This is a genomic window from Paenibacillus sp. FSL K6-2859 (genome assembly GCF_038008265.1).
Lineage (GTDB): Bacteria > Bacillota > Bacilli > Paenibacillales > Paenibacillaceae > Paenibacillus_AQ > Paenibacillus_AQ nitricinens.
The window spans coordinates 3,021,085-3,042,171 of record NZ_JBBOYU010000001.1; the positions used below are offsets into that span (position 1 = coordinate 3,021,085).

Genomic DNA, 21,087 nt, shown 5'->3' on the forward strand with positions numbered 1-21,087 from the left:
AGATCCTCCTCGTTTACTTTTCCTTATCTGATTCCTTGCTTTGTAGCTTCTGTAAATAATCATCCAGTCGATCGTAGCGTTCCTCCCACATATGGCGGTAGGATTCTAACCAAGTGTCTATTTCCTTAAATGGTTCAGGTCTGAGCTTGCAAATACGCCGATTAGCAACTGCTTGCACTTCAATAAGCCCCGCTTCACTGAGTACACGCAAATGCTTAGACGCTTGAGGCTGCCGCAGCTGAAGATTTTCCGCAATCTCTCCAACGGTTAGGGGGCTATCGCGTAATAGTTCAACGATCTGCATGCGGTGAGGCTCAGCTAAGGCACTCATTACGTTAGTATTCATAAACAAAAATCACTTCGATTCATTGAATTGATTCGTATTTCCTATTCGTGATTACAATATACCATTATGCGAATATTCCTGTAAAGGTATATTTAAAATTTTCATTGTATGATAACTTCAAAAGAAGGGCATAGTACAAGCATTAAGAAGAAAAATGTTCCATGATAACCACTAAACTTTACAAAAAACATAGGAATAGATATAATTAAGTATAACTTATCGGTTTTTGATGTACGCAAGGGGCCTAACGCCAGTAGGCTCCTTTTGTATTTCTTGGCCATGTTACAGGAGGGTGAAGGTCATACACAATGAAAAAATTATGGTTTGTGTTCATTATGGTCCGCATGGGGAGCGTTTAATCCGGCGTGGTGTGCAACTGTCTGAAATAATAGGGGCCCCATTGTTTGTATTAAATGTCGATAGTTCGGACAATGATGAATATAATCAGAGCAAAGAAATGTATATGACGGTTTGGAAACGTCTTGCCGATGAAGCTGGCGCAGAGTTTATCATTCGGAAACGTGAAGGCCGTAAAACAACTGATATTATTGTAGAAGTAGCTGAAAAGAATGAGGTTACACAGATTGTCATCGGACAATCTGCCCAGACTCGATGGCAGGAGCTTACCAAACGTAATTTCATCAATGAACTCATTGGTAAAATGAAAATGATGGATCTGCATGTCGTGGCCGTTCAACGGATGCGCGCCGGGTTGGAAGAAACCCATGAGGAAGGTGTAATCGCCTACCTGGTCAAAATTGGGGATGAGTATCAGCTCAGTGATGAACCCAAGGGAGAATATTCGCTTAAAGGAAAGTTCTTTCACGAATTACACACAGAATTTGAGAACGGTTTATTCAGAATTGAGCAAGAAGATGGAAAGGCTAGATATTTGCATATTTGTGATGGCACATTGACCGATTCTTTATAATCGGGCGTGCCCTTATCTTCATGAGGGCCTATTATTAAGGGCCCTTCCAATCATATGATCTTTGGCTTTTGGTAAAAAAGTAAGTACTAAAGTTCACAACTTGATAAGCTCAAGTGGAAAAGGAGGACTGCCTTTGCTGCATGTAATCATACTTGTTCCGTTTCTAATGGCCTTAGTAATCGCACTTTTGACCAAGAGAGCATCCAACCTTCATAGAGGATGGCTTGTTTTCCCCGGTTCGCTCGCTTTGTTTGTATATTTTTTAACCCGGATTCCCGTGATTAAGGGAGGGGATTTGGGATATGAAACCGTTTCGTGGATTCCTTCCCTAGGGATTGACTTGGTTTTCCATCTGGATGGATTAAGTTTACTCTTCGCTTTGTTAATCACTGGAATGGGTAGTCTTGTAATTATCTATTCGATTTATTATCTAGACAAGCGAAAAGAAGCGTTGACCCCTTTTTATATTTATTTAATGTTGTTTATGGGAGCGATGCTTGGCGTTGTGCTCTCGGATAACTTGATGGTGCTATACGGTTTTTGGGAATTAACAAGTGTCTCGTCATTTCTGTTGATTGCTTTTTGGCATCGGCGGCAAAAATCGCGGTATGGTGCTTTGAAATCTATGTTGATTACCGTATTTGGTGGTTTAGCGATGTTTGCCGGCTTTTTAATGCTGTATGTGATGACAGGCACCTTTAGTATTCGGGAAATTTGGAGCGAGGTTGGAGATATTAGTGGGCATGCGTTGTTTATTCCAGCGATGCTATTAATTCTATTAGGTGCATTTACCAAATCAGCGCAGTTCCCGTTCCATATCTGGCTGCCGGATGCCATGGAGGCACCGACACCCGTAAGCGCATATCTTCACTCAGCAACGATGGTTAAAGCTGGATTGTATCTTGTCGCCCGTTTCAGCCCTATTTTTGCGGGGCAATATGAGTGGTTCTGGATTGTGTCAGGCGTCGGTTTGATCACCTTGATCTATGGTTCGATCCAGGCGATGAAGCAGACGGACCTGAAGGCTCTATTAGCCTATTCAACAATTAGTCAACTTGGACTGATTATGGGATTGCTGGGAATGGGATCGGCATCGGCATTTTATATAGGGGAAGAAGCTGTCTTTTATACTGCTGCAACAACAGCGGCTATCTTTCATCTTATTAACCATGCTATCTTTAAAGGCTCATTGTTTATGATGGTCGGTATAGTTGACCATGAGACGGGTACCCGCGACCTGCGAAAGCTGGGCGGACTGATTTCCATTATGCCGGTTACCTTTACGGTAGCGATGATCGGCAGTTTCTCGATGGCTGGTTTGCCGCCATTTTCCGGGTTCTTAAGTAAAGAGATGTTTTTTACAGCTGTTCTGAATATCCGAAACCTGGATATATTCTCTATTCCCTCGTTGTTTACGCTCTTCCCGGTTTTGGCCTGGATTGCCAGCGTGTTTACTTTTGCATACAGTATGATTTTGGTATTCCACACCTTTTTCGGAAAATATCAGCCTGAGAAGCTGGACAAAAAACCGCATGAAGCCCCATTTGGACTTCTGCTTGCCCCGTGCCTGCTTGCAGTGCTGTCTATATTTATTGGTTTTTTCCCGAATATTTTATCTAATACACTTATTATCCCTGCAATGAATGCTATTCACCCTATCTTGCAGACCGGGGAACCTTTTATTGTGAATATCCATTTCTGGCACGGCTGGACACCAGAAGTATGGATGACACTTGGTGTTGTGATTCTTGGTATTACTGTATACCGAATCTATGGCCGCTTAAGTCTGGTCGATAAAGAATGGGGCAGTGGCTACACTTTAAATCAAGTTTATGACGGAGTAATTCGGCTGGTTGAGAAATTGTCTAGATGGGTGACTGGTTCTTATATGACTGGTTCCATGAGACATTATTTAATGTATATTTTTTCCTTCTTGATCGTAACGATTTGCGGTGTCGTCTGGTATTCAGATGGAATTACACTTGGTACGACGGAGTATACTCCTTTTTCTTTGTTTGAGGTTATTGCTGTAATGGTTTTGCTTCTAGGTGCTTTAGCTATTCCGTTTGTACGTTCGAGAATAACAGCCATTTTGTTAACAGGAATGGTTGGTTATATGGTTACTTTGCTCTTTGTTCTGTTCAGAGCTCCTGATCTGGCGCTTACACAAATGATTGTTGAAGTGGTATCTGTTACCTTGTTCCTGCTATGTTTCCGGCATTTGCCTAGGCTGGAAAAAGAGAAGCTCAAGCCTCGTGCGCATTTCCTTAAACTTATTATTTCCATCGGGATGGGCGTAACGATGACATTGGTTGCACTTGCTGCTTTAGGCAGTAGTCCGTTCGAATCCATCTCGAAATATTATGTGGAGAATAGTTATACTTTGGGTGGCGGTAAAAATATTGTCAATGTTCTGCTCGTTGATTTCCGCGGCTTTGATACTATGTTTGAAATAACAGTACTAGGCCTCGCCTCACTTGCTATTTATTCCATGATCAAGCTGCAGTTGGATGGAGAGGGTACAGCATCCCAACTGAAGAGGGTTGTTCCCTATAATAAGCCTCGTTATTCTCGAAGTGATGATGTGTTACTACAAGCGGTAGCTAAAGTAGCATTCGTTATCATTCTGATATTTTCGTTGTTTTTGTTTTTTGCCGGTCATAATAATCCGGGAGGCGGATTTATTGGGGCTTTGATGGCTTCTGCAGGTTTGGTGCTGCTTGCTATTACTTTTGGGATGGATATGGTTGAGAAGGTGCTGCCTATTAATTATCGTAAGTTAATTGCGATCGGGATTTCGATTGCTTTCCTTACCGGGGTTGGCTCATTTATATTCGGCGTACCCTTTCTGAGCCAAACGTTTGGATATTTCCAATTGCCGCTTATGGGCAAAACAGAACTAACCACTGCAATGTTCTTTGATCTTGGTGTTTATCTAGCTGTTATTGGTGTCACTATGAATATCATACTTACGATCGGGAGGGATAGCTAATGGAGCTCGTTGTTGCCTTGGCGATCGGCGTATTGTTTTCCGTAGGTGTGTATCTAGTCCTTTCCAAAAGCTTGCTACGCATCCTACTGGGTACTAATTTGATTACCCATGGTGTTCATTTACTGCTGCTGACGATGTCGGGTCTCAAGACAGGGGCTCCACCATTGCTTGGTGAAAAAGCAGAGGCATATGTAGACCCGTTACCACAGGCGCTCATTTTGACCTCAATTGTAATTAGTTTTGGAGTAACAGCATTCTTCATTGTTTTGGCATACCGGACTTACCGTTCGACGGGTACGGATGATGTGGAAGGCACCAAGGAGGAGAGACAATGAACAACTTGCTAGTGCTGCCTCTGCTGATTCCGGCCTTTACGGCAGTGATATTGATTTTTCTAAAAGAACGAGTGGACCTGCAGCGTATGATCAGTGCCGTCAGTGTGTTTTTAAATATTTTGGTTGCTGGAATTATTGTGTATCAGGTAGGTACAAACGGAATCCAAACCCTAAATATGGGTGGATGGCTTCCGCCATACGGGATTGTGTTTGTTGCCGATATGTTTGCGGCCTTACTTGTGTTAATCGGCGCTATCGTTGGTGCAGCTTGCTTATTTTTTTCCTTCGCGAGTATTGGGGAAGAAAGAGAACGGTTTTATTACTATCCGTTTTTCCATTTCCTATTAACTGGGGTGTTTGGCTCCTTTCTCACCGGAGATCTATTTAACTTGTTCGTCTGTTTTGAGGTCCTGTTAGTTGCCTCGTATGCTTTAATTGTACTTGGTGGCTCCAAAGGTCAACTGAGAGAGACGTTAAAATATGTATTAGTTAACGTGATTTCCTCGTCTTTGTTTGTAGCAACGCTTGCTTATTTATATGCCGCGACAGGAACGCTGAATATGGCACATCTATCTATGCGTGTAGCGGAAGCGGGACAAGGCGGTGTCATGAACGTCATTGCGGTTCTGCTGCTGATCGTATTTTCGATAAAGGCGGGTTTGCTGCTCTTTTTCTGGCTTCCGGATTCTTATAGCGCACCACCAGTGGCTGTTAGAGCACTGTTTGGGGCCTTGTTAACGAAAGTAGGATTGTATGCAATTACACGTACGTTTACATTGATTTTTATTCAAGACCCGGGACTCACCCATACACTGATCGCCTGGATGGCGGGAGCGACGATGATCCTTGGTGCAATCGGTGCACTGGCTTACAACGATCTGGGGCGAATTTTTAATTATAATATCATTATCAGTGTTGGGTTTATTGCTTTTGGGATTTCTGTCGCGACTCAGGATTCGTTAAATGGTGTAGTGTTCTATTTAATGCATGACATGGTTGCCAAGGCATTATTATTTTTCCTGGGCGGGATGATAATCTCGGCATCGGGCACCGACCGCTTAAAAGAAATGGGTGGTTTAATCCGACGTTATCCGTGGACCGGCTGGATGTTTTTTGTACTGACTTTGGCATTGGTTGGTGTTCCGCCTCTTAGTGGTTTCGCTGGAAAAGTTATGATGGTACGTAGTGGATTTGGACAGGATCACGTGGCTCTTGCGCTGATTGCACTCGCATCCAGCTTCGTAGTGTTATATTCCTTGATCAAAGTATTCCAGCAGGTATTCTGGGGTGGCGAGAAAAGGGAAGAACAAGTCAAACCGCTTCATTATAAAGCTATGATGGCACCGGCGGCTGTACTGTTTGCGATTGTAATTCTGATGGGTGTAGGTGCTGAGACGGTAAATGGATACGTCAGCCAAGCCGGAGCTGTACTGGCTGATCCTGCACTTTACATTAACGCTGTCATGAAGGAGTAGATACTATGGCATTTCAACTATTATTGAATTTCATGATAGCATTCCTGTGGATGTTTCTGCACAATGACTGGACTGGTCCGCGTTTTGTCATTGGTTTTCTGCTCGGTATACTCATTCTGCTCGGAATGCGTCGTTTTTGGCCCAGGTTATATCTCGGAAAAGTGTGGGCGATCCTTAAGCTAATCCTGTTGCTGCTGCGGGAGCTGATCGTTTCTAGTTATGTAGTGGTAAAAGCCGTTCTAAGACCAGAGCTTAATATACGTCCAGCTATTCTCAAATATACTACAGAGCTGAAATCAGATTGGGAAGTGGCTACATTGATCACATTGCTCTGCCTAACGCCTGGATCGGTGGTACTTGAAGTATCGGATGATAATCGGACATTGTATATTCATGCCATGGATGTTGAAGACCCTGCACAGTTCAGGGCCAATATCCGTGATACCTTTGAGCGTGCGATACTGGAGGTGACCCGCTAATGATCCATTTTATTCTTATGTTATCCATTACGATCATGGCTGTAGCAATAGGCGTATGTGCTTGGCGTCTGGTGAAGGGACCTTCCTTGCCTGACCGCGTGGCTGCACTGGATACGATCGGAATTAATCTGTTAGCCATGGTGGCCGTTTTATCGGTCTTTCTCCAAACACAGGCTTTTATAGAAATTATTTTGTTGATTGGAATTCTTTCCTTTATCGGAACGACAGCCTTTGCCAGATATATCGAAAAGGGAGTGGTGCTAGAAAATGGAAATGATCAAGACTACAGGTGAGTTGCTGTTTGCCTTGTTAATTCTTATAGGGGCATTGCTTAGCGCTGTAAGTGCTATTGGTTTGATTCGGCTGCCTGATGTATATCTAAGATCACATGCTGCCGCGAAGAGTGCCACTCTCGGTGTTTTATGTGTCTTGGTTGGGGCATTTCTATATTTTGCATTTTTTCAGGATCATATTAGTGCAAAGCTATTATTAGGAATTGTCTTTGTATTTATAACTGCGCCTTTATCCGCCCATCTAACAGGTAGAGCGGCATATCGTTCCGGTGTTCCTCACTGGGACCGGAGAATTCAGGATGATTTAAAAGAGGTGCTGGAGAAAGAGCAAGTTATACCAGTAACCCCTGAAGGAGATATACCTCAAGAACAAAGGTAGAAGTGTTAGGAATTGTCTTGATTTTCAATAACAGCAGCAAAAACTAAAACAAACCCGCATCTACACGCGGGTTTTTTTTTTATTAATGGAGTACTATTCTTTTGTTTACATCTCAACGAACCAATATTTTTCCTTCTCCAGCGAGCCTGCGTAGCACCCTTGGAAGAAACTCAATGTCTGCTTCAGGAATGTCTAATTGAATACCGTAATGGAAACAGTCCTGCTGTTCTCTATTCCATTTTAGAACTCCTTCTAAGTAAATAGATTCATCCGTAAGATTCATTTCCATACCAATCCGTACTAGATTATTCTCTGGATTAATGTTGAGGGGTAACGATAAGTGGCAGCCTGTTCGACTGATGTTGAACAGTACAGCTCTTACAGGCTTAGAAGGAACCTGGATTCCGTTAATACTAAGAATATGAAGATCAAGGGTTACAGGTTCTTTAAGGGTATATCGAAAAGGTTCAGTTCTGCGATTAGTGTTCATATGCTCCTCCATACTTTTCCATCTACTATAAATTATCGACAGGAAAACAGGATTAGTGAAGAGTTATTAAACATATTAAAGATTCGAAGTTACAAAAGCTGCATACCTGATTTTTGATTTTATCGTAACAATGTAAGTATTTCTTTTACAGAATTATCTACAAATGATCTTTCAGGACGGGATTTCATGATCACAGTAAGTCCAATTAATGATATGACTAGTGTCTGCGCTAAACTCTTTGCGTTAATAGCGGGATCAAGCTCACCTGAGCGCAAACCTCGATCAATCGTTTCTTGAAATATTACCGAGAGATACATCTGGTGTTCTCTTGTTAGGAGCTCAAATTTCTCATCGTGGGGTGAAAGTTCAACCATTGAATTAATGCAAAAGCATCCCCAGTTCGGATTTTGTCCATATTCTTTTGCCACTATATTTTCGAAAAAGTCACGGAATGCCTCTTTAACAGAAGTATTGTTTTGAAGCTTGTTACGAACATAGGCAGCATGAGAACTCGTATATTTCCGCAACGCAGCTTCAAATAGTCCTTTTTTATCTCCGAAGGTAGAGTAGATGCTAGGCCGTTGAATACCCATTCTTGATGTCAGGTCGCTTAAAGAGGTAGCCTCGAACCCTTTTTCCCAAAATACTTTCATAGCAGCATCTAATGCTTTTTCCTCATCAAATTCACGTGGTCGAGCCATACTAACTCCCTCTTTTCATATCGAACAGTATGATATTATTTTATGGTTTGAATCTTAGTATGTCAATTAAGAAATGGGTTTTTAAATAGTCTGTATTTAATTTTTTGTTGTTCTATAAGCTAATCTCTTGACAGTTATCTTTTTTTAGAGTTATATTTGTCAAATATATTTACGTACTGATCGGTATGTAATTTATGAATCTGATAAAAGTCAATCTCAGGAGGCGTTAATTTTGGGGGAATCTGTTGAGGAATCGAAAGCTATTATAGTGGATCAAACAGACAAAAAAGCTAAAAAAGTACAAGGAGGGCTTAGAGCGTCGGAACCAGTGCCTGTATCAATAATATCTCGTAGTGTGGCACTTTTATTTTCCGTCGCTTGCGGAATAGTTGTTGCTAACATATATTATGCGCAACCTTTACTGGACGCTATTTCGAACGAGTTTGGTATTTCTCATTCATTCGTTGGACTTGTTATTACAATTACTCAAATTTTTTATGCACTTGGACTGTTGCTACTAGTGCCTTTGGGTGATTTATTAAATCGGCGTTGGCTGATCGCTGGACAGATGCTGCTATCCGTATTGGCTTTAATTGTCGTTGGTACTGCCACCAGCAGTATAGTGTTATTCATAGGTATAGCAGCGGTTGGGTTTCTTGCCGTAGTGACACAGACGCTCGTTGCGTTCGCGGCAACTTTGGCTGCTCCTGCCGAACGTGGGCGTGTCGTTGGTGTTGTGACAAGTGGAATCGTCATTGGTATTCTACTGGCGCGAACTTTCGCTGGCGTATTAATGGATTTAGCAGGTTGGCGTTCTGTCTACCTTGTTTCCGCGGTATTAACACTAATTATGGCATGTGTATTGTTTCGGGTGCTGCCACATTATGAGCACACAAGAAAATCATTATCTTACCTACAGTTGATTCGTTCAATGTTCACGTTGTTTGCTCAGGAACGAACTCTTAGAATCCGTGCTGCACTAGGTATGATGATTTTTACCGCTTTCAGTATATTATGGACGTCTTTAGTATTACCTCTCAGCGCCCCGCCGTTTTCTCTTTCACATACTGCGATTGGAGCGTTTGGTCTCGCAGGTGTTGCAGGCGCGTTAGCAGCAGCGCGAGCAGGTCGCCTTGCTGATCGAGGTTTAGGGCAGAAGACTACCGGTGTAGCCTTGATTCTTTTGCTCATATCATGGTTGCCAATAAGTTATGTTCAGCATTCGCTTCTTGCATTAATCGTAGGTATTATCCTACTTGATCTTGCAGTACAAGCCGTACATGTCACCAATCAGAGCATGATCCTTACTTTGCAACCTGAGGCACGCAGCAGGCTTACTGCCGGTTACATGATTTTCTATTCCATTGGCAGCGCCACTGGGTCGATCGCATCTACCAGTATCTATGTTTACTTTGGCTGGAACGGAGTGAGTTTGTTAGGTTCAATTGTGAGTGCTCTGGCTCTTCTTTTTTGGTCATTAACAAAGGAGTAACTGAAGGGATGAGTATTCGTGCTGAAAAATTGTAACACTGATCTCTTATAATTAGGTGCGATTTCTAAGTCTTAACGCTCCAGCCAGGGCTATAGTATTTCATGTCACCTGGCCGTGGGAGCAATTCGAAAAGTTTAATTCATCATAAAAAATAACAAAAAGCTCAATTAGAAACTACATCTGTTGTTGAATTAGGGAGAGGGTCTTCTGGTGAAATAAATTCGTGAATGATTTGACGGAAGTATCCGTGATTATCATAGCTATTGTACATACGCCAGGCCATTGTTTCTGAATTTCCAAAAAATAACCGCTCAAATTGGGTTTGGCGGCCACCGAATGCACCAGCTCCCAGTTCCCATGCGACCCGGAATAAGGCATTTCGGTACCGAGCATCCGAGACATTACCCTTTAAATACTGATAGAGGTATGAACCGGCACTTGAACTGAAGTCCGATTCCGAGGTGATCATAATAAGACCGCTTGAGCTGAGATTTTGAACCATTTCAACCATCTTTGGATAAAACTCTGTAAAGTGAATGGTTGAAGCTAGGAGGGGGCCTTTATCAGGTACGAGATATCCAAATTTGTCATGAGCTGCCCCGATTTCGGAAGCGAGCCTTAACGCTTTGAAGGTCTCTAGATACATTATTACTTTGGAAATCGGTACAATCGTGTAGGGTTCAAGGACAGCATTTTGTTCTTCTGCCAAAGATTCTAGCACACCGAGAAAGAACTCCGTTTTAGCAATATAGCGGGTGATGATTTGGTGACCAATATGGGTATGAAAGTGACTCTCACCGAACAATCGGGAACAGTAATTCTCATCCCCGTAATAAAAGATACGATCATGTGGGATAAGCACACGGTCGAATATAACAAGCGTATCCATTTCTTCGTACCTTGAACTTAATGGATGGTCGTAGGTGGAAGTGGCTGCATAGCTTTCGCGGCAAAAAAAAGTGATCCCCGGCAGATCATTAGGTACTGCAAAGGCAAACGCGAAGGGATTATCATCATCCACAAGGGAGGGGGAAGGCGTAGGGAATACTAGCATTTCATCGCATGTAGCCCCTTGTGTTGCCATCATAAAAGCACCGGTTACAACCATTCCTTCATCCTTGATTTCTACAACTTTAGCAGCTATAGAATCCTCTGTAGCATCAACCTGACCGGATATTTTACTTGCTTGAGGCTGGATGAATGCATGGGATAAAGTAATATCATGATCTCGGCAGTAGGCATAGTATTTCCTGAGGTTCTCAGCATATTTTGGATGAAGGTCCTCAAGGATATCGGCAGCAGTAAACAGAGACATGATTGCCGTATTCATATAATCTGGGGATCGTCCTAAAAAACCGTGATGTCTGTTTGACCAGAGTTCAATCATTTTTCTTCGGCGTTCTAAATCTTCAACACTTTTGGGCGGGAGAAAAGATAGACCAACAAGCTCTCCAGTATCAGGCGAAGGGTAGGTCATCTGCGCTAAATAACGTTCGTCACACTGCATGTTGTACATTTCGGCTTGTGTTTGTATGAGGCCTTGAAATGCAGGATGTTTGGATAAAGGCCCTTCGATACGCGTTCCTTTGTACCAGATATTAATATTTTGCCGGTCGATTCGTTCGATGTATTGATTACCATTTTTAATAGGCACATGTTCCACCTCTTTGAAGATCTGTATTATTATTTTTAATGTACGTAATCATAATTCTTCTTGTACATTGTCCATACACCGAGTCAGAGAAGGGGCCAACCTAACTAGTGATTCGTATTGTTACTTTAAGGTTGACATAAATGAGACTTACTTGTATATTTTTTACATTGGATTACAAGTGTAGTCATTTGGTGAAAAGAAAGGCGGATAGGATTATGTCTACGGAAATTCCAAAAATCTCGGATGCCGAGTGGGAAGTAATGAAGGTGCTGTGGACTGGAGCCCCGCGTACGGCAGGAGAGATTGTTGAAGCTCTTGAGGGCAGCCGGGACTGGAACCCAAAAACGGTGCGGACGCTGATTAAGCGTCTGACGGAGAAAGGGGCTATCGGTTACAACCAGACAGGAAGGGTGTATTCTTATTACCCACTGGTGCGGGAAGAGGAATGCGTCCAATACGAAACACAATCTTTTCTGAAGCGGATCTACGGTGGAACGCTGCGCCCGATGTTAGTCAACTTTTTACAGGATGAGAAGCTGTCCCGAGAAGATATTGAAGAATTGAAGAGAATTTTGGATGAGCGAAAGGACTGAGTCGCTTGCTGGAAGCTGCATACAATCTGTTGGTTAAGATATTGTCACTATCCGCTATGGCGAGCGTGCTGTCTTTGCTGATCCTGGCAACGCGTTTCTTGTTCAAGCATCGATTGAAACCGACCTGGACGTATCTTCTGTGGATGCCGCTGATCGTGAGATTAGCCGTCCCTTGGACCCCGGAAAGTACGTTCAGCATTTTTAATTTGTTGCCGCTGGAGACAGAATCAGTTCAGACTTTCAATATTCGTTCTGCGCAGCCGATTGTAGGTGATTTGTCTGTGTCTTCGATGGACATTCAAGCGGTAGATTCGTCCACGGTCGCTGAAGAAACAGGAACAGGAACTTCACAGCAAGCCGAGAAAACGGAGAGAATGACACCAATAACTCCGGAAATCTACGATCCATTTGAGATATCCAATGCACGTTGGACGCCGATGTATTTGCTGGTTCTGGTGTGGCTTAGCGGAGCAGTGGTAATGATGAGTCTGTCGGTTCGTGAACAGCTGCGATTCACGGCACGGGTTCGAGGGGAACCGGAGATTCGTTCCGCAGATATCCTGCGGTTGTTCGAAACGTGCCAACGAGAGATGAAGGTAAGGCGCCCAGTGAAGCTGGTTGAGACGAAGCAGATTGCCATGCCGACACTGCTTGGCGTTATGCGCCCTAAGCTGCTGCTGCCGACATCCATGCTGCACACGCTGGAGGCGAACGAACTGCGTCATATATTTCTGCATGAGCTGGCGCATGTGAAACGTCGTGATATTTCGCTGAATCTGCTGACAGCACTGCTGCTGGCGCTGCATTGGTTCAATCCGTTGCTTTGGTATGCCGTTAGCCAAATGAAACGGGACCAAGAGGTCGCCTGTGATGCGCTGGCTTTAAAGCATCTTGCATCGGAGCACCACAAAGACTACGCACGGACTCTTCTTAAACTATTGGAAACATTGACCGGTCCAATCCGAGTGGCTGGTGCAGCCTGCATTTCAAGCAGCAAGAAGGAAATGAAAAGAAGGATAACCATGATCACCAGGCATAAAAAAATCACTGCACAAAACACGGTGTTGGGGTTAGCAGTAATTATGGTCTTAAGTGGCTGTACCTTGACTGGGGCAAAGCTGAGTTCTACATCAGCCCCGGAGAAGAATGTTGTTATCCCGTCAGCTTCTCAGGTTAAAGATATACCTGCGATCGATCCCAAAGGAACCCTATTAGCGGAGAAAAACGGAATTACTATAACTGCAAAGCCTACGGCTGAGCATGCACTTTTGCATGAAGTCACGGTAGATGTACGTGGTGAAGTTAACAGAACGTTTTTATGGGATGCTGGTGAAGATGAAACGCGGCCTCCTTCCATTGAAGAAGCGGATCTTAACGGGGACGGTATTAAAGAAATCTTCATTCGTATTACTACCGGCACGGGAACAGGGCTCTCCATGAGTGAGATTCATGTGCTCCAGCCTGACACTCTGGAAGAGCTTGTGGTAGAAGACCCGGTCGAGGCGCTAAATCGGAGGCTGAAATCCTCTATTACACACCGGAGTAACCACACCTACGTATCCGCTGAACTAGACGGAAAGCATTTGACTAAAGTGTATGATCACACTGAGGGAGCTTGGGGCAAGAAGATTGGTTTTGGCGCCGTAGTTTCGTATGAGTTGGAAGGAGATCGTATTGTAGCCCGGTTGGCAGGAGCAGCATCCATCTCTGAGTTTCCGCTTGAAGTTATTGTTATTTATGGAAAGGAACTTACCATTGAGAGCGCACAGATGTACTATGGCTCGTTTATTTCTCCTCCGCTCAGTGAACAGGATATTAAGTCCTTGCTGGATAAAAAGCTTCCAGCTAGCGGCTGGACCTTTGGTAAAGAAGGCGATCAATACAGGATTGATTTTATGGATCCACCGAATGGCGAAGGGGAAGGCCTTAGCTATAAAATTAATCCGCTAACTGGAACAGTTCATGATGTAACTTCTGGCAGTCCAGTGAGAAGCCTAGTGAATCGAGAAGCGGTAGATCTGTGGGACATATCTAACGGTAAGGAGTACCAGAAAGAGCTATATAGGTTACTTCAGCCAATATTTGATACAGAAGGCTTCGAGTCAACAGATGTGGATTGGATTTCCGGCTTTATTGGAGATGGTTATTTGTTCAGTAATGTTAGGCAAGGCGGCAGAGAGTTCACGATAAAAGTGGATGTCTTCACCGGTCAATGGGAAGAAATTGCTGACCCGTATAAATAGTTATGTCGATGTCGAAGAACCTCTTAACAATAAAGAAAGCCCGTGCCTAGCACGGGCTTTCTTTATTGTTACTGACTTAAAGCAAATGCTTTCCACTCACACCAAATCCAGCCCCTACTGCTGTTGTATTTATTTTATATTTTCAGCAATCCGCTTTTCCTCCTATTTACAATTCGGCTACTCAGTGATACTATATAGTGGTACTAAGCAATACAGAGTAGTATTGGAGGATTTTAATGGATAACCTAACAGAAATGCTGAAGGGAGTTTTGGAAGGCTGTGTACTTGAAATCATCAGCCGGAAAGAAACCTATGGGTATGAAATCGTAAAAACGCTAAATGCGCTCGGTTTCGAAGATGTTGTTGAAGGAACGGTCTACACCATCTTGATACGGTTAGAAAAAAATAAACTCGTCGATATCGAGAAAAAACCGTCCGAAATAGGACCACCAAGGAAATTTTATAGTCTAAATGAAGAGGGATGGCGGGAACTGTCCATGTTTTGGGAGAAATGGGGATATGTTTCGTCAAGACTTACTCAATTGAAGGAGGATAGCCGTGTATAAGAACATGCTCGCTAAATTTAAAGATTTACGTGAACAAAAAAAGGCTTACAAAGAGTGCGTAAAACGTTCAAAAGCGCTCCCAAATGATTACCGAGAAGTTTACAATATCGCATCGCGTTACATGCTGAACTTCTCATCAAACGATTCTAGTGTCATCAACCTGTTCCCCGAAATGCTCGACATGTTTGAGATGGGAGCTGCTGAAGGTCGAGATGTTCTGGAGATCGTAGGGAATGACGTAATGGCGTTCTGTGACGGGCTGCTCGAGGACGTTTCCGCTCAGACTTGGACAGGGAAAATGCGAGCGAAAATGAACGAGTCCATTCACAAAAAACTTGGAAGATAGGGGGGATTAGGATGACATCGAACAATTGGGCGATTGAAGTAATAGGCCTCAAAAAATCATATAAGAACGTGGATGTGTTGCGTGGGGTGGACTTCACCGTTCAGAAGGGTTCAACTTTTGCTCTTCTAGGGTCCAACGGTGCGGGTAAAACTACGATGATCAAAATTCTTGCCACCCTGCTCCAGCCCGACAACGGAAGCGCAAAGATTAATGGAGACGACGTAACTAAGCAACCGGAGCAAGTACGTAAGGAGATCAGCCTGACAGGACAAAGCGTCACAGCAGACTATATCCTGACCGGACGCGAGAATCTGCGAATGATGGCCAAACTCCGCCATTTGCCCGATCCTGACAAACAAGCCGAGGAGTTATTGCGTCGTTTTGACTTACTCGATGCCGCCGATCGCCGAATCTCCACGTATTCCGGAGGGATGTGTCGGCGCTTGGATTTGGCTATGAGCTTATTGGGTAACCCTTCGGTCATTTTTCTCGATGAGCCGACCACCGGACTTGACCCGCAAGCGCGTCTTGCTATGTGGGATATGATCAAGGATTTAGCGAGATCAGGTGTCACTGTTTTTCTAACTACGCAGTATTTAGAGGAAGCTGACCATCTAGCCGATCAAATCGCGATCTTACACGAAGGTCATATCGTGGCAAGCGGCAGTCCCGCGGAGCTTAAAAATAGATTGCCTAAGGGTCATATCGAGCTTCGATTCGACAATGAAACAATGTTAAATCAAGCACAAGATCTGTTAAAGGAATTTAACGCGACGGCAGATTCGAACAATCTCACGCTCACCGTCATTACAGACGGAAGTACGAGACAGATGATGCGCCTGCTAACAAAAGCAGCGGAAGCTGACATAGAAATTGCCGAGTTTGCCCAGAAACTGCCCTCGCTTGAGGATGTTTTTCTCGCGATCGTCACTAGCAAAAAGGAGGACTCCTGATGAAATTCATTCATTTTCTAGGCGATACCGCCGTCATGAGTGGGCGTGTCATTCGCCATTCCACACGTAGCATCGACACGATTATTACCGTTATCGCTATGCCGATCATGATCATGCTGCTCTTTGTTTACATCTTTGGCGGAGCGATGAATACTGGTGATGTAAGTTATATCAATTATATTGTGCCCGGAATATTGCTCTTTTGCATTGCTAGTGGCGTGGCTTATTCTTCTCTTCGTATCAATAACGATCTCACGAAAGGCATATTCGAGCGTTTTCACTCCATGCCGATCGCAAAAGCCTCTATTCTAGGCGGTCATGTGGTTGCTTCATTAGTTTTTAACGTCATTTCATTGCTCGCCATTTTCCTTGTTGCCTTCGGAATGGGATTTCGGCCGAAAGCGGATGTGCTCGGTTGGATATTAGCCATTGGTATTTTGCTGCTTAGTATCCTTGCGTTTACTTGGATTGCCGTCACCTTCGGCTTGCTTGCTAAATCATTCGAAGGAGCAGGAGTGTTTTCTTACATTTTGATGTTACTTTTATTCGTTAGTTCTGCCTTTGCGCCGACTGACAGCATGCCTTCGGCTATCCGCGTATTCGCAGAATATCAGCCCATGACACCGCTTATTGAGAGCATTCGTTCTCTTTTACTCGGAGGAACGGCAGATAAAACTACGCTTGTGGGGGTATTATGGAGTTTAGCAATACTTGGGTTTTTCTGGGCTTCCGCTATGCGAGTGTATAAACGGAGAATGAAATAGACGTATAAAAGAGCCGGTGGCTTCTCGAAAGAGGGGGATACCGGCTCTTTGTGTGCACAGGCTAATTTTAAGATGCTGGCTGAATGGTGGGGTGAATATTTCTGTGCTATTCTTGAAATGTGATTTATATAAAATTTTTGTACATAGAATTAGTAGTACCGGATTTGGTGATTATTTTCAATAAGCGAATGGGGAATGAATGATATTTTTAAAAAATGGGGGAGTAAGTTATAGTGATACCAAACGAAGCACAAAACAAAAAACATTGGAAACGCGATATAATTATCTTTCTAAGTAGCCAAACATTGTCGTTATTCGGTTCTGCGTTAGTTCAATATGCAATTATGTGGTACGTTACGCTGACGACAAAATCAGGTATGATGATGACATTATTTATTATTTGTGGATTCATTCCTACCTTTTTATTATCACCTTTTGCAGGTGTATGGGCGGACCGTTTCAACCGGAAATATCTTATTATCATAGCAGACGCCATGATCGCCTTTGTCACACTGATTTTAGCCATTACATTTTTGCTTGGTTATGATGAAATATGGTTGTTGTTCGCCATTGCTGCAGTTCGTGCACTCGGAGCTGGAATTCAGTCGCCTGCAGTTGGGGCAATATTACCTCAAATCGTGCCAGAGGATAAGCTGACGAAGGTAAATGGGATCAATGGAAGTCTTCAAGCGCTTATGATGTTTGTTGCACCGATCGTAAGTGCGTCACTGCTTGCTATGGCAACCATAGAGGTTATTTTCTTTATCGATGTTGTCACAGCGGCGATAGCAATCTTTACATTATCTTTCTTTTTGAAAATACCGTTGCATAAAAAAGCGACTGATAAACAAACGACAAGCTATTTGGACGATTTTAAACAGGGTTTAAGTTATATTAAAAACCACAGCTTTCTCAAAACCTTTTTCATTTTTTTCGCCTTTTTCTTCGTATTGATGGCACCGGCAGCATTTTTAACACCGCTACAAGTGACACGCAGCTTTGGAGATGATTATTGGCGTTTAACTGCCATTGAAATTGCTTTTTCTATCGGTATGATGGCTGGCGGAGCTATTATTGCCTCATGGGGCGGCTTTGGAAACAAAGTATATACAATGACTTTCGCTAGCTTAATTATGGGTGTATGTACATTAGCTTTGGGTATTGTACCTGTTTTTTGGATCTACTTGGCTATGATGGCTGTATTCGGCGTAGCTATGCCCGTCTTTAATACGCCGACAACTGTAATGCTACAAGAGAAGGTAGATCCGGATTACATGGGGCGCATATTTGGAGTGTTCGGAATGATATCGACTTCCATGATGCCCATTGGAATGCTGATATTCGGTCCGCTTGCAGATGTTATTGAGATTGAATGGCTCCTAATTGGAACAGGATTGTTTATTGTAATACTATCCATTTTTTTCATACGTAACAAGCGTTTGGTTGAGGCCGGGATGCCGTTAATAAAGGAAGCATCACAAGAGCAGGAGTAGGGATTCGCTGTACCTGCGAGAATAAGGCGAACATGTGTAAATAAAAAGGAGACCGACAATGACTTATTCACAGATGTGGAACAACGCAGAAAATGAAGCTGAAATTCTCTATTTGGAACAGCAGATTGTGGCCATCAAAAAAGAAATAATGCGAGCAAAAACCGCAGAACAACAGGAGATATTGGATCAAGCGCATCGCAAGCTGGCTGAATTGGAAGCGAAGCTGGATGAGCTAGAGGAGTAGGGGCTAACCGCCCCTTCGTGGCATCAATATTTTGACAGCTTGAATATCGGCCTCGCAACCGTACGAAGCCAATAAGCAAATACGGTCGTTCCGGTCCATGAGTTTCGCTTATTCTGTAGGTATTGATCGTTGATTATATAAGTCCGTGTGGAAGCGGGGCTTTTCAGACCGAACTTTTCCCACTCTGCCGGATCATTCGAACCTCCAAGCTTCTCAAGCATATTTTCCGACGCGATATTTATGTTAGAAGGAATTTGCTCGTAGGCTTCAGTGATTTGCGCATGAAATTCGTCGATAGGATTGCGGCTGGCAAGGCTCTCCAAGTGAATGCCTTCGCGAAGGTAAGAAACGTATGCAAGATGGTCAGCCCAGAATTCGTCGATATAAAAAAGCCGTACCCGCTGCTCCGCTGGACTCAACGGCTGCTCACCTTTCAAAATTCGGAGCCGCTCCGCGTATAGAATTCGCCTCTGATCCTCCACCATATCCGAATAACAATTCAGTTCCTTGTGGATATCGAAGTTTTGGCCCATAACAATACGCTGAGTACTGGTGATCTTGCTGCTAAGCGCCGTCTCTTCAAGAGCCTCATCCTGCCTGAGAGCGCGATCCGTTTTATGGATGCCAAATCGAAGCAGTAACTCATCCTCCAAGCTTACATAAAAAACGGAAGCTCCAGGGTCACCTTGGCGGCCGGAACGTCCGCGCAACTGGTCATCGATCCGTACGCTTTCGTTCACATGGGTGCCAATCACGTACAACCCGCCCAACTTAGCGACAGCTTCGGCTTGCATGGGGTTGCCGCCACCGAGCCGGATGTCAACGCCGCGTCCTGCCATATTCGTAGACACCGTCACGGCGCCGATTTCCCCTGCTTTGGCGATGATGTCGGCTTCTTCCGCGTCGTTTTTCGCATTCAGAACATGACATGGTACGCCATTAGCCGCTAGCGCCTCTGCCAGCATGGCAGACTCCTCGACGCTTGACGTACCAATGAGAATTGGACGCCCCGTCCTATGGACCGAGGAGATTTCTTGAACGAGTGCCTTAAGCTTGACTTCTTTATGGTTATAAATCCGGTGCGGATGGTCGATCCGGATGTTTGAACGGTTCGGCGGGATTTGTACGACCTCCAGCGCATAAATATCTTTGAACTCCATTGCGGAAGCATGCGCGGTAGCCGTCATTCCGCAAATCTGCGGATACAGGCTGATAAAGTGTTGAATGGTGATCGTCCCGAGAATTTGTCCACTGGCTGTGGAGGACAGCCCCTCTTTAGCCGTAAGCGCGGCTTGCAGCCCGTCCGGCAAATACCGGTTCTCCGCCACTCGGCCGGTATATTCTTCGATCAGCTCGATTTTTCCGTCCCGGACGATATAATCGACGTCTTTCTTTAATAATGATTCCACATGCAGCGCGCAATTTAATGAAGTCAGCAAGTGGCTGTTATGGCTATCGTACAAATTGCCGCATCCCAGCAGCGATTCCGCTTGCGCAGCGCCTGTTTCATTTAAGTAAACGTTCCGCTGGAACTCGTCGAAGTCGTAATGCTCATCTCGTTTGAGCTGCCGAGCCACTTCTGCGAAACGAAAGCCATCGCTCCTGGAAGAGGGGGAATCGCCGCTGATGACTAGGGGCACCCGTGCTTCGTCGAGAAGCAGCGAATCCGCTTCGTCGACGATGACATAGTGGAAAGGACGATGTACGGTATCGGCTTCGTTTAATGCAATGGTATCACGCAAGTAATCGAATCCCGCTTCTTTGGCCGTAACATAGGTTATATCCTTGGCGTATGCTTCCTGTTTCTCGGACAGGCTCATGCCCGCTTGAACCGAGTGTACCGTTAATCCGAGGAAACGATAGATCGGGCCCATCCATTCCGCATCCCGCTTTGCTAAATAATCGTTAAAAGTCAGCACATGAATACCTTTGCCAGTCAGTGCATTTAGATATGCAGGCATAACAGCAGAAAGTGTTTTTCCTTCACCGGTATGCTGCTCGATCAAGAATCTCTCGTGCAGAGCGATGGCAGCCATGATCTGGACGTCGTAAGGATTTAATCCAAGCTTTCTCTTCGCTACCTCGCAAACTAACGCATAAGCAGCAATAAGCAGCTCATCCAAAGGTGTACCTGATTTTGCTTTTTTTTGTAACCGGAGGGATTCCGCTTGAAGCTGCCCATCGTCCCATTCTTCCAAATTCCGTTTTCTGATGAGCTCCACTTTGTCCTGATAAACTTTCAGCTTATTCTGGGTATCGCGGTCTTTGAATTTTTGTATCAATTTGACAGCTATATTCATAGAAATCTGAGCTCCCCT

General features: G+C 44.1%; 21 protein-coding genes. 16 read left to right on the forward strand and 5 right to left on the reverse strand.

Going from position 1 to position 21,087, the window contains the following annotated elements; all coding sequences use genetic code 11:
- Positions 1 to 13 precede the first annotated feature (13 nt).
- Positions 14 to 346, reverse strand: a complete 333-nt coding sequence (locus MHB64_RS13295; RefSeq protein ID WP_094873804.1) for an ArsR/SmtB family transcription factor — start codon at positions 344 to 346, stop codon at positions 14 to 16.
- 292 nt (positions 347 to 638) lie between these two features.
- Between MHB64_RS13295 and MHB64_RS13300 the strand changes: the two genes are divergently transcribed.
- From MHB64_RS13300 to mnhG, 7 genes are all read left to right on the forward strand, one after another.
- Positions 639 to 1,277 (forward strand): universal stress protein, encoded by a 639-nt coding sequence (locus MHB64_RS13300; RefSeq protein ID WP_231573438.1) that lies wholly within the window; start codon positions 639 to 641, stop codon positions 1,275 to 1,277.
- Positions 1,278 to 1,404: 127 nt separating this feature from the next.
- The gene (locus MHB64_RS13305; protein WP_341136076.1) at positions 1,405 to 4,269 is read left to right on the forward strand and encodes a Na+/H+ antiporter subunit A; all 2,865 of its coding nucleotides are present in this window, start codon (positions 1,405 to 1,407) and stop codon (positions 4,267 to 4,269) included.
- Positions 4,269 to 4,604, forward strand: coding sequence for a Na(+)/H(+) antiporter subunit C (locus MHB64_RS13310; protein WP_076121569.1), 336 nt, complete (start codon positions 4,269 to 4,271; stop codon positions 4,602 to 4,604). Before MHB64_RS13305 ends, MHB64_RS13310 begins: the two co-directional genes overlap by 1 nt.
- Entirely contained in the window at positions 4,601 to 6,079 is a 1,479-nt protein-coding gene (locus MHB64_RS13315; protein WP_094873800.1) for a Na+/H+ antiporter subunit D, read from the forward strand. Before MHB64_RS13310 ends, MHB64_RS13315 begins: the two co-directional genes overlap by 4 nt.
- Before the next feature lie 5 nt (positions 6,080 to 6,084).
- Positions 6,085 to 6,558, forward strand: coding sequence for a Na+/H+ antiporter subunit E (locus MHB64_RS13320; RefSeq protein ID WP_094873798.1), 474 nt, complete (start codon positions 6,085 to 6,087; stop codon positions 6,556 to 6,558).
- Entirely contained in the window at positions 6,558 to 6,851 is a 294-nt protein-coding gene (locus tag MHB64_RS13325) for a Na(+)/H(+) antiporter subunit F1 (protein ID WP_094873796.1), read from the forward strand. The genes MHB64_RS13320 and MHB64_RS13325 overlap by 1 nt, the downstream gene beginning before the upstream one ends.
- A complete protein-coding gene (gene mnhG / locus MHB64_RS13330; RefSeq protein ID WP_256990002.1) occupies positions 6,826 to 7,230 on the forward strand; it encodes a monovalent cation/H(+) antiporter subunit G in 405 nt (134 codons plus the stop codon). Before MHB64_RS13325 ends, mnhG begins: the two co-directional genes overlap by 26 nt.
- 112 nt (positions 7,231 to 7,342) lie before the next feature.
- Here the strand turns inward: mnhG and MHB64_RS13335 are convergent, their stop codons facing one another.
- The gene (locus MHB64_RS13335; RefSeq protein WP_094873794.1) at positions 7,343 to 7,720 is read right to left on the reverse strand and encodes a PilZ domain-containing protein; all 378 of its coding nucleotides are present in this window, start codon (positions 7,718 to 7,720) and stop codon (positions 7,343 to 7,345) included.
- A gap of 119 nt (positions 7,721 to 7,839) precedes the next feature.
- Complete coding sequence (locus MHB64_RS13340; protein ID WP_341134595.1) at positions 7,840 to 8,421, reverse strand: TetR/AcrR family transcriptional regulator; 582 nt, start codon at positions 8,419 to 8,421, stop codon at positions 7,840 to 7,842.
- Positions 8,422 to 8,749: 328 nt separating this feature from the next.
- Between MHB64_RS13340 and MHB64_RS13345 the strand changes: the two genes are divergently transcribed.
- On the forward strand, positions 8,750 to 9,913 hold the full coding sequence (locus tag MHB64_RS13345) for an MFS transporter (protein WP_341136077.1): 1,164 nt from the start codon (positions 8,750 to 8,752) through the stop codon (positions 9,911 to 9,913).
- A 163-nt stretch (positions 9,914 to 10,076) separates the two neighbouring features.
- Here the strand turns inward: MHB64_RS13345 and MHB64_RS13350 are convergent, their stop codons facing one another.
- Positions 10,077 to 11,567, reverse strand: coding sequence for a 4-hydroxyphenylacetate 3-hydroxylase family protein (locus MHB64_RS13350; RefSeq protein ID WP_094873790.1), 1,491 nt, complete (start codon positions 11,565 to 11,567; stop codon positions 10,077 to 10,079).
- Between the two features lie 215 nt (positions 11,568 to 11,782).
- Here MHB64_RS13350 and MHB64_RS13355 point away from each other — a divergent pair, with 215 nt between their 5' ends.
- The 8 genes from MHB64_RS13355 (at position 11,783) to MHB64_RS13390 (ending at position 18,769) form a co-directional block, all read left to right on the forward strand.
- Positions 11,783 to 12,160, forward strand: coding sequence for a BlaI/MecI/CopY family transcriptional regulator (locus MHB64_RS13355; RefSeq protein ID WP_094873788.1), 378 nt, complete (start codon positions 11,783 to 11,785; stop codon positions 12,158 to 12,160).
- 29 nt (positions 12,161 to 12,189) lie between these two features.
- Positions 12,190 to 14,403 carry a M56 family metallopeptidase gene (locus MHB64_RS13360; protein WP_341134596.1) on the forward strand — a complete coding sequence of 738 codons (2,214 nt, stop codon included), beginning with the start codon at positions 12,190 to 12,192 and terminating at the stop codon, positions 14,401 to 14,403.
- A 236-nt stretch (positions 14,404 to 14,639) separates the two neighbouring features.
- Positions 14,640 to 14,969, forward strand: coding sequence for a PadR family transcriptional regulator (locus MHB64_RS13365; protein ID WP_042187640.1), 330 nt, complete (start codon positions 14,640 to 14,642; stop codon positions 14,967 to 14,969).
- Positions 14,962 to 15,315 (forward strand): DUF1048 domain-containing protein, encoded by a 354-nt coding sequence (locus tag MHB64_RS13370; protein ID WP_082651129.1) that lies wholly within the window; start codon positions 14,962 to 14,964, stop codon positions 15,313 to 15,315. The genes MHB64_RS13365 and MHB64_RS13370 overlap by 8 nt, the downstream gene beginning before the upstream one ends.
- 11 nt (positions 15,316 to 15,326) lie before the next feature.
- Positions 15,327 to 16,268, forward strand: a complete 942-nt coding sequence (locus MHB64_RS13375) for an ATP-binding cassette domain-containing protein (protein WP_341134597.1) — start codon at positions 15,327 to 15,329, stop codon at positions 16,266 to 16,268.
- Complete coding sequence (locus MHB64_RS13380; protein ID WP_341134598.1) at positions 16,268 to 17,032, forward strand: ABC transporter permease; 765 nt, start codon at positions 16,268 to 16,270, stop codon at positions 17,030 to 17,032. Before MHB64_RS13375 ends, MHB64_RS13380 begins: the two co-directional genes overlap by 1 nt.
- 233 nt (positions 17,033 to 17,265) lie before the next feature.
- Complete coding sequence (locus MHB64_RS13385; protein ID WP_341134599.1) at positions 17,266 to 18,525, forward strand: MFS transporter; 1,260 nt, start codon at positions 17,266 to 17,268, stop codon at positions 18,523 to 18,525.
- A 58-nt stretch (positions 18,526 to 18,583) separates the two neighbouring features.
- On the forward strand, positions 18,584 to 18,769 hold the full coding sequence (locus MHB64_RS13390; protein ID WP_341134600.1) for a hypothetical protein: 186 nt from the start codon (positions 18,584 to 18,586) through the stop codon (positions 18,767 to 18,769).
- A gap of 23 nt (positions 18,770 to 18,792) precedes the next feature.
- On the opposite strand, the gene MHB64_RS13395 is transcribed toward MHB64_RS13390, so the two are convergent.
- Positions 18,793 to 21,069: a preprotein translocase subunit SecA gene (locus MHB64_RS13395; RefSeq protein ID WP_341134601.1), complete on the reverse strand. Its 2,277-nt coding sequence runs from the start codon at positions 21,067 to 21,069 to the stop codon at positions 18,793 to 18,795.
- Positions 21,070 to 21,087: the final 18 nt, after the last annotated feature.